Source organism: Peptoniphilus asaccharolyticus DSM 20463 (assembly GCF_900176115.1).
GTDB lineage: Bacteria > Bacillota > Clostridia > Tissierellales > Peptoniphilaceae > Peptoniphilus > Peptoniphilus asaccharolyticus.
Genome location: NZ_FWWR01000017.1, coordinates 126,826 through 140,281 on the forward strand (window position 1 = coordinate 126,826; position 13,456 = coordinate 140,281).

The following is a 13,456-nucleotide window of genomic DNA, read 5'->3' on the forward strand; positions in this document are numbered from 1 at the left end:
GGAGGAAAAATGAAAAAGACTATAAAAGATTTGGATTTAAAAGGCAAGAGAGCGGTAATAAGAGTTGACTACAATGTGCCACTAAAAGATGGAAAAGTTACTAATGATGCAAGAGTAAGAGCAAGTCTTGAAACTATAAATGCTGTTTTAGATGCTGGAGCTTCAGTTGTGTTGCTATCTCACCTTGGCAGGCCTAAGGGTAAATATGTAGAAGAATTTTCATTGAAACCAGTTGTGGAAGTTTTAGAAAACCTAATTGGTAAAAAAGTTAAGTTTATTGCTGACGAAGCAGTTGTATCTGACAAAGTGTTAGAAGAAGTTAGAGCACTAAAAGCAGGAGAAATAGCACTACTTGAAAATACAAGATTTGTAGCGGGAGAAGAGAAGAACGAGGCTGAATTCGCAAAGAAATTGGCAAGTCTTGGAGATGTTTATATAAATGATGCATTTGGAACTGCTCACAGAGCTCATGCTTCAAATGTTGGAATAGCACAAAACTTACCTTCAGCTATGGGATACTTAGTTGAAAAAGAAGTAAAATATATAAAGAACGCAATAGAAAATCCTAAGAGACCTTTTGTGGCAATTTTAGGTGGAGCAAAAGTTTCTGATAAAATTGGGGTAATAGATAATTTACTAGGAATAGTAGATAAGATTATAATAGTAGGAGCGATGGCAAATACTTTTGTAAAATCTATGGGCAATGAAGTTGGCAAATCTTTAGTAGAAGATGATAAGCTTGAGCTTGCAAAAGAGCTTATTGAAAGAGCTAAGGAAAATAAGGTAGAAATGATACTTCCAGTTGACTTTGTAGTTGCAGAAGAACTTAAAGAAGGAGTTGCTACAGAAGTTGTAGCAGCTGATGGAATTCCAACCGACAAAGCTGCTTTTGATATAGGACCGGATTCAGTTAAGAAGATAGAAGAAGCATTAAAAGATGCTGCTACTGTTATCTGGAATGGACCTTGTGGAGTTTTTGAAATAGATGAATTTGCAAAGGGAACTTTCGCTGTTGCAGAAGCTTTGGCAAATCTTGAAGATGCGATAACAATTGTTGGCGGAGGAGATTCTGGAGCTGCTGTTGAAAAGAGTGGAGTTGAAGATAAAATATCCCACGTTTCAACAGGCGGTGGAGCAAGTCTTGAAATGTTAGAAGGAAAAGTATTACCTGGAATAGACATAATAGAGGAGGCATAAAATGAGAAAAAAACTTATAGCCGGAAACTGGAAAATGAATTTAAATGCAAGTCAAGCTGGAGTGATGCTGACTGAATTTATAGAAAAACCACTTGCAATAGATGTTGATGTATTGGTTATACCACCATTCACATCAATTCCAAAAGCTTATGAGGTTTTAAAAGATACACACATTATGCTTGGAGCTCAAAATATAAGTGAGCAAAGTGAAGGAGCTTACACTGGAGAAATTTCAGCGGAAATGTTGACTGACTTAAATGTAACTCACGTTTTAATAGGTCATTCTGAAAGAAGAACTTACCAAAAAGAAAGTGACGAACTATTAAACAAAAAAATAAGAAGAGCATTAGAAGCCAATATAGTGCCTGTACTTTGTGTTGGAGAATCAAAGGCAGAACGTGATGAAAATAGAGCTTTTGATGTAGTAAAAGGTCAAATTGTAAATGGACTTAAAGATATAGAAAATAGTGGCGAGATAATTATAGCTTATGAACCAACTTGGGCAATTGGAACAGGAGATGTTTGTAGCCCTGAAGATGCACAAGAAATGGCTAAATTTATAAGAACAACAGTTGAAGAACTATACGCAAAAGAAATTGCAGAAAAGACAAGAATACTATACGGTGGTTCAGTTAAGCCTAACAATGTAACTGAGCTTATGGGAAGAGAAGATATAGATGGAGCTCTTGTTGGCGGAGCATCATTAAAAGCTGACGACTTTGAAAAGTTGGTGAATTTTGGAGAATAATATGAAACCTACAATGCTTATAGTCTTGGATGGTTTTGGTATTGGGAAAGAATACGAAGGAAATGCGGCATATCTTGCCAATACTCCTACAATTGATGAATTGAAGAGAACAGTACCAAGCACTACACTACAAGCTTCGGGAGAGTATGTTGGACTTCCGGATGGACAAATGGGCAATTCGGAAGTAGGACATTTAAATATAGGAGCTGGACGTGTAATATTCCAAGACCTATCAAGAATTAATAAAGATATAGCAGATGGAGAATTCTTCCACAACGAAGTTTTGGTTAGAGAGATGAAGTCTGTAGAAAAAAATGGAAAAGCACTACATTTAATGGGTTTAGTTTCTCATGGCGGTGTGCATTCTCACATGGAACACTTAAAGGCGCTACTCAAATTAGCTAAGCTTGAAGGTGTTGAAAAAGTTTATGTCCATGCTATTTTAGACGGACGTGATGTGGCTCCGGACTCAGGAAAAGAAGATTTAAGAGAATTGCAAAGAGAATTGGATGTAATTGGAGTTGGAGAAATAGCTACAGTAAGTGGTAGATATTGGGCTATGGATAGAGATAGAAGATGGGATAGAAATATGAAATACTACAATCTTCTAACTATCGGAGAAGGAGAAGCCTATTCTTCAGTAGATGCACTTATAGATTCAAACTATCACAGAGAAATATATGATGAATTTGTAGAGCCTGGCAAGGTAAGTGATGTGACACTTCAAGATGGAGATTCTGTAATCTTCTTTAACTTCAGACCTGACAGAGCAAGACAAATTGTAAGACTTTTAAGTGATGATGATTTTAGCGATGCACTTCGTGCTAAATATGTCCATCTAAACGTAGTGAGCATGACTCAATACGACTCCACACTCACAAATGTGACTGTTGCTTATGACGAATTTATTCCAAGCAACACAATTGGAGAAGTGTTGGCGAAAAATGGCAAGAGTCAGCTTAGAATTGCAGAGACAGAAAAATATGCGCACGTTACATTTTTCTTAAATGGTGGTAGAGAAGTTCCATTTGAAAAAGAAGATAGAATTTTAGTTCAATCTCCAAAGGTTGCAACTTACGATTTAAAACCTGAAATGAGCGCGTATGAAGTAACTGAAAAATTAATCCCTGTAATGGGTGATTATGATTTTATAATGTTAAACTTCGCAAATACAGACATGGTTGGACACACTGGTTCAATACCGGCAACTGTTAAGGCAGTGGAAACTGTTGATGAATGTTTAGGAAGGATATTGGCAAACCTAAAGCTATTGGGTGGAGCGGCTCTTATCACTGCAGACCACGGCAATTGTGAAGTTATGATTGATGATAATGGAAAACCTGTTACATCACACACAACAAATGAAGTTCCGCTATATTTAGTCGGAGTTGAAAGAGAATTAAACAGTGGAGCTCTATGTGATTTAGCGCCAACTGTGTTGGAAATAATGAATATTGAACAGCCTATAGAAATGACAGGCAAGAGTTTATTGGAGGAAGAGAAATGAGTTTGATTTCAAATGTATATGCAAGAGAAGTTTTGGATTCAAGAGGAAATCCAACTGTAGAAGTAGAAGTTAGAACTACAAAAGGTGGATTCGGAAGAGCTATAGTTCCAAGTGGAGCTTCAACTGGAGCTTATGAAGCTGTTGAGTTAAGAGATGGTGGAGCAAGATACCTTGGAAAGGGAGTTCAAAAAGCAATAGATAACATTAACAATCAACTTGCACAAGATTTGACTTTCTTCGATTGCTTTGACCAACTTGCAATAGATTCACACATCATAAAACAAGATGGAACAGAAAACAAAGGAAAGCTTGGAGCAAATGCTATACTTGGAGTTTCTTTAGCTGTTGCAAGAGCTGCTGCTGACGAGCTAAACTTACCACTATACCAATACTTAGGTGGGGTTAATGCGAAAACATTGCCAGTACCTATGATGAATATACTAAACGGTGGGGAACATGCAGACAACAATGTAGACATTCAAGAATTTATGATTATGCCAGTTGGGGCAAAGAGTTTTAAAGAAGCACTTGAAATGGGAGCTACAGTTTACCACAACCTAAAGGGAGTTCTTCGTGAAAGAAATCTTTCAACAGGTGTAGGTGATGAAGGTGGATTTGCACCAAACCTTGAAAGCAATAGAGAAGCTCTTGATGTAATAGTTGAAGCTATAGAAAAATCAGGATATAAATCAGGAGAAGACATTGTACTTGCACTTGATGTAGCTGCATCAGAAATGTATGAAGATGGAAAATACAACTTAAAGGGCGAAGGCAAAGTGCTAACTTCTGAAGAAATGATAGATTTCTATGCTGAATTAGTAGAAAATTATCCAATTTACTCAATAGAAGACGGACTTGGAGAAGATGACTGGACTGGCTGGAAGATTATGACAGACAAGATAGGCGACAGAGTTCAATTAGTTGGAGACGATTTATTTGTAACAAATACAAAGAAATTACAAAAGGGTATTGAAGAGGGAATTGCAAATTCAATTCTAATCAAGTTCAACCAAATCGGAAGTTTAACAGAAACTTTAGATGCAATTGAACTTGCTAAAACTCACAACATGACTTGTCTAATTTCTCACAGAAGTGGTGAAACAGAAGACTCTACAATTGCAGACTTAGCCGTTGCAACTAATGCCGGATTCATAAAGACAGGAGCTCCTGCAAGAAGTGAAAGAGTTGCTAAGTACAACCAACTTTTAAGAATTGAAGATCAACTTGGACAAACTGCAAAATATGCTGGACTAAAAGGATTCTACAACTTAAAGAGATGATTTATTTAATAAGACATGGAATAGCTGAAGCATACAATACATCTGACTTTGCAAGAGAACTCACAACAGAGGGAAGAATAAAATTAAGAGCAACGTTTCTTGGATTTTTAGATGAATTCAAATCTGAAAATTATAAGATATATGCATCCCCAGCAGTGAGAACAATACAGACCGCAGAGATATTGGCTGATACTTTTAAAACTGATTTTGAAATAGTGGATGAGTTGGCTGACTCCAGATATGAAGATTTTGTGAGAAGTCTACCTAACGAGATGGATCATATAATAATAGGTCATGAACCATATATTTCAGATGTGATATACCAAATAACAGGTAGAAATGTAATTGTATCTAGAGGCTCTATTCACAGGTTGGAGGTATAGTATGGACTATAAAAGGATGATTGATGAGCGTAATGCGAGTGGATATATAAACCACTTGGACATCAATGTTGTTGAAATCAGAGAGGGATATGCTAAGACAGAAGTTTTAATTGGAGATGGGCATATAAATCCAATGGGAGCTGCACATGGTGGACTTATTTTTAGTTTAGCCGATGTAACAGCGGGTTCATGTGCAAATTCGTTTGGAAATAAAGCCAGCACTCTAAATTCAAGCATAAACTTCTTGGCACCCGCTATGAAGGGCAGCAAATTAACAGGAGAGTCAAAACTTTTAAAGAACGGGAAGACTGTAAAAGTTATTGATGTTGAAATTAAAGATGAGAGTGGCAAAATGGTTGCTAGAGGGAATTTTTCTTTCTTCGACTTAGGAGAGCCGCTTTTCGAAGATTAAACTTAAAACAATATGGATTTAAATCTGTACATGCTAAGGTGTGTACAGATTTTTAATGTTTAGAAAGTATTGATATTTATGTTGAAAAGTTTTTTATCTGTGATACCATATAGTTGATTAGGAGGGAAAGATGGAATTTTTAACAGAGGGTATAAAACTTATAACTTGGCAGGATTTAATAATGTATGGAGTTGGATTTCTGCTTATATATTTGGCGATTGAAAAAGAATTTGAACCGGCATTGCTACTCCCAATGGGATTTGGAGCTATCTTGGTGAATTTACCACTATCAGGAGCTATAAACCAAACCATGGCTGGTATAGGAGAAGTTACGGGTATAGTTGAGTGGCTATTTAATATTGGCATTGAAGCATCAGAAGCGCTTCCTTTGCTTTTGTTTATTGGTATAGGAGCTATGATAGATTTCGGACCGCTACTTTCAAATCCAAAGATGTTTTTATTTGGAGCAGCAGCTCAATTTGGAATTTTCTTTGCTCTATCGCTTGCAACTGTATTAGGATTTGAACTTAGAGATGCAGCATCCATAGGTATAATAGGGGCGGCTGATGGGCCGACTTCAATATTGGTATCTCAAGTTTTGGGTTCAAAGTATGTTGGTGCTATAGCCGTTGCGGCTTATTCATATATGGCTTTGGTTCCTATAGTGCAACCTATGGCTATAAAATTGGTTACTACTAAAAAAGAAAGACAGATAAAAATGCACTACAATCCAAAGGGAGTTTCAAGAAAGGCGAGAATTTTCTTCCCTATTTTGGTAACTATGGTAGCTGGGTTAGTGGCGCCTATGTCAGTTTCTCTTGTTGGATTTTTGATGTTCGGTAATTTGATTCGTGAGTCAGGTGTGCTTGGGAACCTAACCGAAACTGCAAGCAATGAACTTGCAAATTTAATAACTTTATTGCTTGGTATAACAATATCTTTTAGTATGAGAGCGGAAGCTTTTGTAAACATAGAAACACTTCTAATAATGGGAATAGGACTTGTGGCATTTGTATTCGACACAATCGGTGGAGTTGTATTTGCTAAAATATTAAATTTATTTACAAGGAAAAAGATAAATCCAATGATAGGTGCAGCGGGGATTTCTGCATTCCCAATGTCAGCTCGTGTTGTTCAAAAGATGGGACTTAAAGAAGATCCTTCAAATCACTTGTTGATGTTTGCCGTGGGTGCTAATGTGTCTGGGCAAATAGGTTCGGTTGTAGCTGGTGGAGTTATATTAAACTTAATACAACAGTTTTTATAGGAGGAAATATGAATCCAAATTTTTTAATATCACTTGAAATAATGGGCAAAGGGATGCTTTCTATCTTTATAGTATTGGGGATTTTATCTTTGATAGTAATGGCATTTGCCAAGATTTTTAAATAAACGTTGAAGTGTAGGTTCTGTATGTGAGTGCAGAACCTTTTTTAATGCAAACGAAAGATGGATTTAAAATTTAAGATATTGCACCAAAAGTTAATTAATTTCAAAGATATTTTTTTAATTAAATCTTTTTGTTACAATAGTAATATAGTAAAAATAAAAAGAGGTTAGAAATGAATACATCTTATATATTGATGATTGTGACAATCGTCTCAAAAATTTTTGGTTTAGTTAGAGAAAAAGCTCTGGCTTATTTTTTCGGAACGGGAATTGTAGTAGAAGCATTTTTAGTTGCTTTTCAAATTCCGATGACTTTTACAAATATATTGTCGGGGGCAACTGCTAATGGCTACATACCTATGTACAATGAGATAAAAGAGAACAAAGGAGAACAAGAGGCAAATAAATTCACATCCAATTTATCAAATATAATTTTTATAGGAACTCTATTGCTTTCTATAGTGGGAATTGTATTTGCAAGACAGCTGGTTGGAGTGATGGCGATAGGGTTTGAAGGCGAGACTTTGGAAATGGCTGTATTTATGACCAGAGTTGCACTATTAAGTCTTGGAGCGACTACGGTATTTTCTATCTTTAAAGCTTATCTTCAAATTAAAAAGCACTTTATAGTTTCCGTTGCACATGCCATTTTAATGAATGTAATTATAATTGCGAGCATGGCATTTGCTAAAAAACTTGGTTATCAATACTTAGCTTTTGGAATCTTGGCAGGATTTATATTTCAATATTTAATATTTTTACCTTATATAAAAAAGACAGGTTACAGACATAAAGGATTAATAGATTTAAAAGACGGCGACTTTAAAACTATGATGAAAATTATTGTGCCAGTTTTGATTTCAACATCTGTAATAGAGCTCAACTTTATAATTTCAAAATCGTTGGCGTCTGCTTTATTTACAGGGGCTATGGCATCTCTAAACTATGCCTACAAATTACAAGCATTTGTAACAGGTATTGTAATCACTTCAATTGTGACAGCAGTTTATCCGGACATGGCAAGACTTGGAGCAATTGGGGACTATGACGGTTTGAAAAAATCGGTTGGAGAAGCATTGGTATCTATGGCTCTTTTAGTTGTGCCGGCTTCGGCAGGTTTGTTTATATTTTCAGATCCAATTGTAAAACTACTATTTGTGGGTGGAGCTTTTGGAGTACAAGACGGTGTGGTAACTGCCACTGTTTTGAATTTCTATGCCATAGGGATAATTGGTATAGGGGTTAGAGAGATAGTATCTAGAGCATTTTACGCAATTATGGACACCAAGACACCTGTTGTAAATTCGGTTGTAATGGTTGGAGTGAATATAGCTTTGAGTATTGTGATGATGAAGGTGTATGGAATAAGAGGACTTGCACTTGCAACTTCTATTTCATTTATTGTTGGAGCCATACTCATGGTGCTAAGTCTAAAAGGTAAATTGGGTAGAGTGTTTAGTGCTATAAATATTTCGGATTTGGTGAAGATAACTATAGCGACTGTATGTATGGGAGTTTTAGCGAGCATTGCTTATAGTTTTTCAAGTAGATTTATTGGAAGTATATTATCTCTTTTGATTGCAATTGCAGTTGCAGGAGTAGTTTATTTAGTAGCTATTTTAGTGCTAAAAGTATCTGAAGTGCAAAATATTATAAACAAGATAAAAAATAAGAGAGCAAAGTAGCTATAATTATGGATTAAAATACCCCCTCATCCGTGTCAGGATTTGGGGGTTTATTATATTAAAAATTCTTTTTTGCTATTGTATTCCTAATTCTTCTAATATTAGCTGGATAAGAGCATTACTTTCAACGCTCTTTGAATATAAAATAGGAATCTCAAAATCTTTGCTCACATTTCTAATTTTGAACATAGCATCGTGTCCAACAGAGTCTATAAATATTATTAAGATATTTGTCTTTGATATTTCATGAGCAAGAGTTTCAACTGATTCATTACCTGATAAGTAGCAAAGAGTTCCGCCATTTGCTTCTATAGCATTTTTAAAATCTACTTTATCAGCTTCCAAACCTATTATTCCAATGTTAAGGCCGTTAAGTGCTGTTGTTTTTGGAATGGTTACATCGTGTAGTTGGTTTGCATCTGTAGGGTAAAGCCAAATTATTTTTCCGTTTAAGATTTCGTCATTCCAATAAGCATAGTCTACTACATCTCCTATTTGAAGGTGGAAATTACCAGTCTTATATTGGTCTAACAATATCTTTGTTGAAAGCTTATCATCTTCAGAAGTATTTATATAATATTCTTCTAAAAGTTCGTCGAATTCTACAGTGGCATATTTAATTACATTTTTATTACTTGGAGAATTTACTTTTTCTATCAGTTCATATTCATAGACAGGTTTTTGGTTGTAACCAGTTCTCAAGACAGAAGCTTTAACCCAATCTCCTTCTTCAATATCGAATTTTCTAACAAACTTTTCAGGTATAAATATTTTAAAACTTCCTATATTTGCACCGGACAAATTCATGTGAGCTTGTCCTAAGAAAATGTTGTTATTTGCATCATAAATTTCTTTTAGTTCATTATCTACTACTTCAACTCTCTCTTCAAAATAATTATAGTCTGTACTGATATCGTTGGGTAAATCGTTTAAAGATTCTAAAATACAAAGATAGTTTCTAAAATATCCATCGCTTTCCAATAGATTATCAAAGGTTAAATTTGAAACAAGGGATGACAAGTCAGATTTAATTTCTTCTAAAATTTTTTGCTTATTCATAAATACCTTCCTTAAAAATTAAAATAAATAGTTAGTTATATTTCTTGACTATATTATACTCCTTATCCATTATTTGACAAAAAGAATATTTTGTGAAATATGAAAAAAGGATAGCTTTTATAAGATTTTTTTATAGCAAGAAAATACAGCAGTATGATAGAATAAAACTGGGGGTGAAACGTTTGCGTAAATTTAATCAAGAAATTTTAGATTCAACTGTTGCACTTGGAAGAAAATACACAGACATGGGAGAAGTTGCAGATTACATACCAGAGTTAAAGAAACAAGATCCAAATAAAATAGCAATAGCTACTGTGGAAGATGGAGAGATGATCTATTCAGGAGATTGTGAAGAGAGATTTTCTATACAATCAGTTGTAAAAGTAATTTTATATGCAATAGCGCTTGAAAATTTTACAGTTGATGAATTAAAAAAATATGTAGGTTTAAAACCATCATCAAAGGCTTTTAACAGTGTAATAGAACTTGAATTGTCAAAGAAAAATGTTCCTGTGAATCCTTTTATAAATGCGGGAGCTATAGTTGTGGTTGCGCTACTTCACAGAGTTTATAAAGAAAGAACTCTCAAAGTGATTATGGAAAAGGCATCAAAATTCTTAGGAGAAGAAGTTGGATACAGTGAGGAGATTTTTGTTTCAGAGAAGGTTTCTTCTTTTGCAAACAGAACACTTACATATTTAATGTTATCAAGAAAAATTTTGCCGCCGAGTCTTGATGTTGAAGAAGTTTTAGATATTTATTTTAAGAGTTGTTCTTTGATGGTGAATGTAAAGAACTTGGCAAATATGAGTTATTGTATATCTAACAATGGTGTGGCATCAGATGGAGAAGAAGTTATATCACCTGAACATGCTAGAATTTTGAGAACACTTATGGCAACTTGTGGAACTTATGACTATTCCGGAGATTTTGCTGTTAGAGTTGGGATTCCGGCTAAGAGTGGTGTAGGTGGAGGTATTGTAACAGCTTCCATAGAAGGATACGGACTTGCAGTATACAGCCCGGCGCTTGATAGCCATGGAAATAGCTATTCAGGAGTTAGAATGCTTGAATATCTATCGGAAAAATTAAATTTAAATGTGTATTAAGGAGGAACAGATGGAAAGTGTATTAAAAATATTTTCTATAGATAATTTATCATAACAAGTGCAACATAAATAAACTCATAGCTAATCAGCTGTGTTAATATGTAAGTGACCAAACAAAACATATTAAAAGGAGTGATTAACTATGAGCTATAACCATCTTACCATAGAAGAAAGATCTTGTATTTACCAATTTTTAAATTTAGGAATGAGTATAAGGAAAATTGCACAAGCACTTAAAAGGTCACCTAGTACAATATCTAGAGAAATTAAAAGAAATTCATCTAAGATAAAAGTTAGTAGGGGAAGTTACACTAAGTACTTTCCGATAAAGGCAAATGATAAATATATTGATAGAAGAAAAGAACTGCCATAGAAAAAGTAAATTTTCTAAAGATGTTATTGATTATTTAACTGTAAAGATTAACGAACATTGGTCCCCTGAACAAATATCAAATAGAAACACAAATGAGATTCATGAATTACCATCTACATCAACGATATATAGAATGATACACGCCAAAAAGCTGCCAAAAACTAGTATGAAAAATTTGAGAAGAAAAGCTAAATTTAAAAGGCCAGCAGAAAAAAGAGGAAAATTCAATGATAAAGGTAGAACAATTAAGAAAAGACCTAAAGAGATATACAGAAGGCAAGAATTAGGCCACTGGGAAGCAGATACAGTGGAATCAGGCAGATTAGATCATAAAAGGAAAAGTAGATGTTGTTTCGTAACTTTAGCAGAAAGAAAATCTAGATATTATATAGCAATCCTAGTTGAAAATAGAAAGTCGGAAAGCGTAACACCAGCAATAATAAATGCATTAAAAGATTATCCAAAAGAATTAGTAAAAACAATAACCTTTGATAGAGGTAAAGAATTTTCAGAATTTGAGAAAATAGAAAAAGAATTAGGATGCAAAACTTATTTTTGTGATCCCTATTGTGCATGGCAAAAAGGTACAAATGAAAATAGTAACGGACTTTTGAGGGAGTTTTATCCTAAGGGTATGGATTTATCAGAAGTGAATATTGATGAATTAAATTATAACTTAAGTTTAATGAATAATAGACCTAGAAAATGTATAAAATATAAAACACCTAAAGAAGAACTTTTTGGTCTCTTACCATAGGTGTTGCATTTGATTTGACAATTCGTCTATAAAATTAAATGAAATTTTAGTTAGCATAAATGATGTATTGTACTATCCAATACTACTTGTGATGTTACTATGTTGTGGATTGTATTTTTCAGTTAAGACAGGACTTCTACAATTATCTATGTTTAAAGAATCTATAAACGTAGTGACAGAAAAACCAGGTGAAGGCGGAGTTTCTTCTTTCCAAGCACTTATGGTTTCTACAGCTTCAAGAGTAGGTACTGGAAACATAGTTGGAGTATCTAATGCAATCTGTCTTGGAGGATATGGAGCAGTGTTTTGGATGTGGATTATAGCTATAATTGGTGGAGCATCTGCATTTATAGAATCCACACTAGCTCAAATCTATAAGAGAAGAGGAGAAGATGGAACAAGCTATGGTGGACCATCTTACTATATAGAAACAGCACTTGGAAGTAGATTCGTTGGAGTTTTATTTGCAATATGTTTAATACTAACTTATGCAGTTGGATTTAATATGTTGGCATCTTTCAACTTACAAGATTCATTCAAAATATATGAATTCTATGTACCAGAAAAAACATCTTGGATGATAGGAGCTGTGCTTGCTATAATCACAGGCTACTGTATTTTAGGTGGAGGAAAGAGGATTATAAAATTCACTTCTATATTAGTCCCATTTATGGGAGTTATCTTTGTAATAGTTTCTATATTAATGATAGTTTTAAATATAAGCTACATTCCGACAGTTTTCTCAAAAATAATATCAGATGCATTTAATTTCAAAGCTATCTTCGGTGGTATAGCCGGTTCATCACTAGTTGCAGGTATTAAGAGAGGATTGTATTCAAACGAAGCTGGTATGGGTTCTGCTCCAAACGCAGCAGCAGCAGCAGATGTATCTCACCCAGTTAAACAAGGATTAGTACAAATGCTTTCTGTATTTTTAGATACACTATTAATCTGTTCAGCAACAGCTTTTATGGCTCTTTCATCAGGAATTGAACCAACAGCTGAACTTGCAGGCGCGACATTCGTTCAAACATCACTTTCAACAGTGTTTGGAAACTACGGAATAATATTTATAACAGTGGCTCTTACATTATTTGCATTTACAACTTTGATAGGAAATCTTTACTATGTAGACACATGTCTAACATATTTAAACAAAAAAGTTCCATCAAAGACATTCATGGTTATCTATAGAATAGTAGCAGCAGCTTTAATATTTATAGGAGCTGGAATGCAAATGGATTTAGTTTGGAACGTTGCAGACCTTTTAATGGGACTTATGTGTATAATTAACATACCTACAATCATTATTTTAGGCGGACAGGCAATAAAGGCCCTAAGAGACTATAGAGAACAAAAAGCACAAGGAAAAAATCCTGTATTTTTTGGAAAGAGCATAGGACTTGACGAGTCAAAACTACAATACTGGAAATAATATATAAATTAAGACGGGCCAATAGGCTCGTTTTTTATGTTAATGAAAAGTATTTTATAATATTAAACTTAATTGAGATGTAAATAGAAATTTGAAACATAAGACTATAGAGTGATATATTT

The 13,456-nt window shown here is 34.3% G+C and carries 12 protein-coding genes and 1 pseudogene; 12 read left to right on the top strand and 1 reads right to left on the bottom strand.

The genetic code is table 11. The features are described from left to right. The first annotated feature begins 9 nt into the window (after nucleotides 1–9). The 9 genes from B8869_RS10570 to murJ all read left to right on the top strand — a co-directional run bounded on the left by B8869_RS10570 (nucleotide 10) and on the right by murJ (nucleotide 8,601). The gene (locus B8869_RS10570) at nucleotides 10–1,197 is read left to right on the top strand and encodes a phosphoglycerate kinase (RefSeq protein ID WP_084231579.1); all 1,188 of its coding nucleotides are present in this window, start codon (nucleotides 10–12) and stop codon (nucleotides 1,195–1,197) included. Between the two features lies 1 nt (nucleotide 1,198). Next, nucleotides 1,199–1,945 (top strand): triose-phosphate isomerase, encoded by a 747-nt coding sequence (tpiA, locus tag B8869_RS10575; RefSeq protein WP_084231580.1) that lies wholly within the window; start codon nucleotides 1,199–1,201, stop codon nucleotides 1,943–1,945. Between the two features lies 1 nt (nucleotide 1,946). Then, entirely contained in the window at nucleotides 1,947–3,452 is a 1,506-nt protein-coding gene (gene gpmI, locus B8869_RS10580; RefSeq protein ID WP_084231581.1) for a 2,3-bisphosphoglycerate-independent phosphoglycerate mutase, read from the top strand. Beyond that, complete coding sequence (eno, locus tag B8869_RS10585; RefSeq protein ID WP_084231582.1) at nucleotides 3,449–4,732, top strand: phosphopyruvate hydratase; 1,284 nt, start codon at nucleotides 3,449–3,451, stop codon at nucleotides 4,730–4,732. Before gpmI ends, eno begins: the two co-directional genes overlap by 4 nt. Continuing rightward, nucleotides 4,729–5,115, top strand: a complete 387-nt coding sequence (locus B8869_RS10590; protein ID WP_084231583.1) for a SixA phosphatase family protein — start codon at nucleotides 4,729–4,731, stop codon at nucleotides 5,113–5,115. The genes eno and B8869_RS10590 overlap by 4 nt, the downstream gene beginning before the upstream one ends. 1 nt (nucleotide 5,116) lies before the next feature. Further along, nucleotides 5,117–5,527, top strand: coding sequence for a PaaI family thioesterase (locus B8869_RS10595; RefSeq protein WP_084231584.1), 411 nt, complete (start codon nucleotides 5,117–5,119; stop codon nucleotides 5,525–5,527). Nucleotides 5,528–5,657: 130 nt separating this feature from the next. Continuing rightward, nucleotides 5,658–6,794, top strand: coding sequence for a sodium ion-translocating decarboxylase subunit beta (locus B8869_RS10600; protein ID WP_084231585.1), 1,137 nt, complete (start codon nucleotides 5,658–5,660; stop codon nucleotides 6,792–6,794). An 8-nt stretch (nucleotides 6,795–6,802) separates the two neighbouring features. Further along, on the top strand, nucleotides 6,803–6,919 hold the full coding sequence (locus tag B8869_RS12260) for an OadG-related small transporter subunit (protein WP_084231586.1): 117 nt from the start codon (nucleotides 6,803–6,805) through the stop codon (nucleotides 6,917–6,919). Nucleotides 6,920–7,089: 170 nt separating this feature from the next. Then, nucleotides 7,090–8,601, top strand: coding sequence for a murein biosynthesis integral membrane protein MurJ (gene murJ / locus B8869_RS10610; RefSeq protein WP_084231587.1), 1,512 nt, complete (start codon nucleotides 7,090–7,092; stop codon nucleotides 8,599–8,601). A 75-nt stretch (nucleotides 8,602–8,676) separates the two neighbouring features. Here murJ and B8869_RS10615 read toward each other — a convergent pair whose 3' ends face one another. After that, nucleotides 8,677–9,660: a DUF2325 domain-containing protein gene (locus B8869_RS10615; protein WP_084231588.1), complete on the bottom strand. Its 984-nt coding sequence runs from the start codon at nucleotides 9,658–9,660 to the stop codon at nucleotides 8,677–8,679. 173 nt (nucleotides 9,661–9,833) lie between these two features. Here B8869_RS10615 and glsA point away from each other — a divergent pair, with 173 nt between their 5' ends. The 3 genes and pseudogenes from glsA (at nucleotide 9,834) to B8869_RS10630 (ending at nucleotide 13,334) form a co-directional block, all read left to right on the top strand. After that, nucleotides 9,834–10,769 carry a glutaminase A gene (gene glsA / locus B8869_RS10620; RefSeq protein WP_234989854.1) on the top strand — a complete coding sequence of 312 codons (936 nt, stop codon included), beginning with the start codon at nucleotides 9,834–9,836 and terminating at the stop codon, nucleotides 10,767–10,769. 142 nt (nucleotides 10,770–10,911) lie between these two features. Next, nucleotides 10,912–11,899, top strand: a pseudogene (locus B8869_RS10625) (IS30 family transposase). A gap of 91 nt (nucleotides 11,900–11,990) precedes the next feature. Beyond that, nucleotides 11,991–13,334: an alanine/glycine:cation symporter family protein gene (locus B8869_RS10630; RefSeq protein WP_084231589.1), complete on the top strand. Its 1,344-nt coding sequence runs from the start codon at nucleotides 11,991–11,993 to the stop codon at nucleotides 13,332–13,334. Nucleotides 13,335–13,456 lie beyond the last annotated feature (122 nt).

Bases quoted from the DNA above. Each gene is read 5' to 3' on its own strand.
- B8869_RS10570 (WP_084231579.1), top strand. From the start codon at position 10: ATGAAAAAGACTATAAAAGATTTGGATTTAAAAGGCAAGAGAGCGGTA.
- tpiA (WP_084231580.1), top strand. From the start codon at position 1,199: ATGAGAAAAAAACTTATAGCCGGAAACTGGAAAATGAATTTAAATGCA.
- gpmI (WP_084231581.1), top strand. From the start codon at position 1,947: ATGAAACCTACAATGCTTATAGTCTTGGATGGTTTTGGTATTGGGAAA.
- eno (WP_084231582.1), top strand. From the start codon at position 3,449: ATGAGTTTGATTTCAAATGTATATGCAAGAGAAGTTTTGGATTCAAGA.
- B8869_RS10590 (WP_084231583.1), top strand. From the start codon at position 4,729: ATGATTTATTTAATAAGACATGGAATAGCTGAAGCATACAATACATCT.
- B8869_RS10595 (WP_084231584.1), top strand. From the start codon at position 5,117: ATGGACTATAAAAGGATGATTGATGAGCGTAATGCGAGTGGATATATA.
- B8869_RS10600 (WP_084231585.1), top strand. From the start codon at position 5,658: ATGGAATTTTTAACAGAGGGTATAAAACTTATAACTTGGCAGGATTTA.
- B8869_RS12260 (WP_084231586.1), top strand. From the start codon at position 6,803: ATGAATCCAAATTTTTTAATATCACTTGAAATAATGGGCAAAGGGATG.
- murJ (WP_084231587.1), top strand. From the start codon at position 7,090: ATGAATACATCTTATATATTGATGATTGTGACAATCGTCTCAAAAATT.
- B8869_RS10615 (WP_084231588.1), bottom strand. From the start codon at position 9,660: ATGAATAAGCAAAAAATTTTAGAAGAAATTAAATCTGACTTGTCATCC.
- B8869_RS10630 (WP_084231589.1), top strand. From the start codon at position 11,991: ATGTTACTATGTTGTGGATTGTATTTTTCAGTTAAGACAGGACTTCTA.